Source organism: Methylosinus sp. R-45379, from assembly GCF_001644125.1.
Taxonomy (GTDB): Bacteria; Pseudomonadota; Alphaproteobacteria; order Rhizobiales; family Beijerinckiaceae; genus Methylosinus.
Genome location: NZ_LUUM01000191.1, coordinates 1 through 2,922, shown reverse-complemented (window position 1 = coordinate 2,922; position 2,922 = coordinate 1). Strand labels below are relative to the sequence as shown.

Genomic DNA, 2,922 nt, shown 5'->3' with positions numbered 1-2,922 from the left:
GGGCTTGCATTTGCTCGTCAATCCGAACGGCTCTCGCCTCTGGCGTCTCAAATATCGAGTTGGGGGTAAGGAGAAGCTTCTCTCGATCGGGCGATACCCCGAGGTCAGCATTAAAATGGCCCGTGAGGCGCGCGACAATGCGCGGGGGCTGCTCGCGGCCGGCGTCGACCCGTCGCAGGCCAAGCAGGACGCGAAGCGCACTGCCGTCGAGGCTGTTCGCGACACCTTCGCCACCATTGCGGACGAATACGTTGCCAAGCTGACACGGGAAGGGCGAGCCCCGGCGACCCTCGGCAAGGTCGAATGGCTTCTCGGGCTCGCCAAGGGCGCGCTCGGCGAACGACCGATTCGCGAGATCGCGGCCGCCGAGGTCCTCACGGTCCTACGGCAGAATGAGGCGCGCGGCGTCCATGAGACGGCGAATCGGCTCCGGTCAACCATTGGGGCGGTGTTCCGATACGCCATCGCGTCGGCTCGGGCCGAAAACGATCCTACGGGAGCCTTGAAAGGGGCGCTCACTCGCCCCGTCGTGACCGCTCGGCCTGCCATCACCGAAAAGAAGGCGCTCGGCGGGCTTCTGAGAGCCGTGGATGGCTTCGACGGCCAGTCGACCACCCGAGACGCCCTAGTCCTTCTGGCGATCCTCGCGCCTCGACCGGGCGAGCTGCGGATGGCCCGTTGGGCGGAGTTCGACCTCGAGGGGGCGGTGTGGACGATTCCCGCCGAGAGGATGAAGATGCGCCGAGAGCATCGCGTCCCTCTTCCTCGGCAAGCCCTCGCCATCCTGCGCCGGCTCCACGGGCTCACGGGTGGCGGAGAGTTGGTCCTTCCCTCTGTCCGCAGCGCCTCCCGCCCTATCAGCGAGAACACGCTCAACGCCGCACTGAGGCGCATGGGCTATGCCAGTGACGAAGTGACCTCTCACGGCTTCCGCGCCACGTTCTCCACGATCGCCAACGAGTCCGGCAAGTGGAAGCCCGACGCCATCGAACGCGCGCTCGCCCACGTCGAGAACAATGACGTTCGCCGCGCCTATCATCGTGCCGAGTATTGGGAAGAGCGCGTAGCGATGGCGCAATGGTGGGCCGACCTGCTCGACGAATTGCGTCGATCGGAGGAACGCAAATGAGCGAGCCCGCCGATAGTCGCGACGCAGTCGAGATCATTGCATCCTATCATCTCGTCAACGGGTTGTTCGCACCCGATCGAACCGCTTTCGAACGCATCATTGCCGCGACAGGGGCACCGCTCGGCGCGGAAGTTGCCGGTGACGTCGATCGCCTATTCTCAGTGTTCGACTATTGCATGCGCCGCGCATCCGGGCTCACGTTCACGCAACCTGCGAGGAAGGCGCATCCGGCAGCGAAAGCGGCAATCGAGAGAGCCTCGAACGCGGTCTCCGAATTGAGCGTGACGTTGGCGTGTCTAAACCCGAGCGACACTGTGGACGCACGCTTTCTTGATATGTGCATTACGCGCATAGCGAAAGAGTTGTCGAATATCCGCTCTATCTTAGATGCGCGCCACGGTCATCTTGAGTGGGCGACCGAAGAACGCCGCCTCTGGAGAGATAGGCGAGAGGCTCGCGGGTATGCCCGCGCCTGTGGAGAGATGGATATCCCCGATTCCATCGGCCTCGATATCAAGAAAAGAGCCGACACGGAATTTCACCAGTGTGTGCTGTCGATCGTCGCCGGATTCTACGAATTGGCTTTCGAACCGAACACAGTTCCGACAAATCCGCGAAGTGGCCCATTCGTCCGGTTTGTGACGGCGTGCTATGCCGAAATGCGTGCTGTAGTCGAAACATTGCGACCTCCCGAGGGAGCGCGCGCGGAAGTCTCGAAGGTGAAAGATGACGCTCTCGGGAAGTGGGAGCCAATGCCGGACCAAACGATTCGTTCACGCATGAATGAGCCCCGAGAGGCGCGAAAGATGGCGCGCCCGTGGTGGGACGAGCCGCCAGAGGCCCAACAGCATCGTGCGCTTTGGGAAATGGCGCGCGACCGCTGGCAAGCGAGAGAGGGTTAATAAGCCCCGCCAAATATCAGGCTGCTCACACGTTGCCGCAATGCCGCGCCTCGGCGCATCTTGTTTGCATCCTACGGCATTAGCCGTGAGTCACCGGAGGATCGAACAATGAAGAACGCCAGCACGCAAGCCAAACACTCGAACGGCAAAGCCCCGTGGGATGGATTGCCGATCGGACTGCCGATGTATCGCGAGCGCGATCTTCGCGCGACGTTTGGGCTCTCGACTTCGTCGATTTACGAGATGATGGCGGTCGGCACTTTCCCGCGTCCGGTGAAGCTCGGCCCTCGAATCGTCGCGTGGCCGAAGTCGCATATCGACGCTTGGCTCGCCGATCGTGCTGAGCAATCGCAACGCGCTGACAACGGAAGGCGTCGCGTCGTCGTCTGATATTCACTGCGCCAGTGTGGCGCACAAGCGTAAGGAGTAGTGACATGACGAACACCTTCAATACGATTGAAGATCGCCTACCCCCACTCGACCACACATACCGCTGGAAGCTCTCGCGATCACAGCAAGTCGCGAAGCTACGCCCCTGGTTCGAAGGTCAATTTCTCGACGCCGAAGAGCGCTTCCTCAAAGTCCACCCGAATGATCGCGACCTTTGTTTCTGCGCCGCGTGGGATGAGGCTCATATTCTCCAGGGGATGGCCGACGAACACGGCGACCAAATCATCGCGAGCATATTCGGTCTGCGCTCCGTCGACCCCGCGCGCGTCCTCTCCAAACGGGCTGCGGCCGTCCTGGACGCGATTGTCGCCGAATGGGGAGAGCGTGTCGTCGCCGCGCTATTCGCCGCGATACGCGAGCGGTTTTTCGCCTTCGTCGAAGAAAGGCGTCTCGCTACGGCACACTGACGACATGCCGGCTCCTTCGATCGCCGCGCGCAAT

The 2,922-nt window shown here is 62.1% G+C and carries 4 protein-coding genes; all 4 read left to right on the top strand.

Annotation, left to right across the window (positions count from 1 at the left end; genetic code table 11):
- The coding region (locus A1351_RS08285) for an integrase arm-type DNA-binding domain-containing protein (RefSeq protein ID WP_083967235.1) at positions 1 to 1,129 on the top strand (1,129 nt) is incomplete at its 5' end.
- Positions 1,126 to 2,031 (top strand): hypothetical protein, encoded by a 906-nt coding sequence (locus A1351_RS08280; protein WP_064032740.1) that lies wholly within the window; start codon positions 1,126 to 1,128, stop codon positions 2,029 to 2,031. The genes A1351_RS08285 and A1351_RS08280, both read left to right, overlap by 4 nt.
- Before the next feature lie 60 nt (positions 2,032 to 2,091).
- Positions 2,092 to 2,421 carry an AlpA family transcriptional regulator gene (locus A1351_RS25810; RefSeq protein WP_245291618.1) on the top strand — a complete coding sequence of 110 codons (330 nt, stop codon included), beginning with the start codon at positions 2,092 to 2,094 and terminating at the stop codon, positions 2,419 to 2,421.
- 44 nt (positions 2,422 to 2,465) lie between these two features.
- Positions 2,466 to 2,888: a hypothetical protein gene (locus A1351_RS08270; RefSeq protein WP_064032739.1), complete on the top strand. Its 423-nt coding sequence runs from the start codon at positions 2,466 to 2,468 to the stop codon at positions 2,886 to 2,888.
- The last annotated feature ends 34 nt before the right edge of the window (positions 2,889 to 2,922 follow it).

Bases quoted from the DNA above. Each gene is read 5' to 3' on its own strand.
- A1351_RS08280 (WP_064032740.1), top strand. From the start codon at position 1,126: ATGAGCGAGCCCGCCGATAGTCGCGACGCAGTCGAGATCATTGCATCC.
- A1351_RS08270 (WP_064032739.1), top strand. From the start codon at position 2,466: ATGACGAACACCTTCAATACGATTGAAGATCGCCTACCCCCACTCGAC.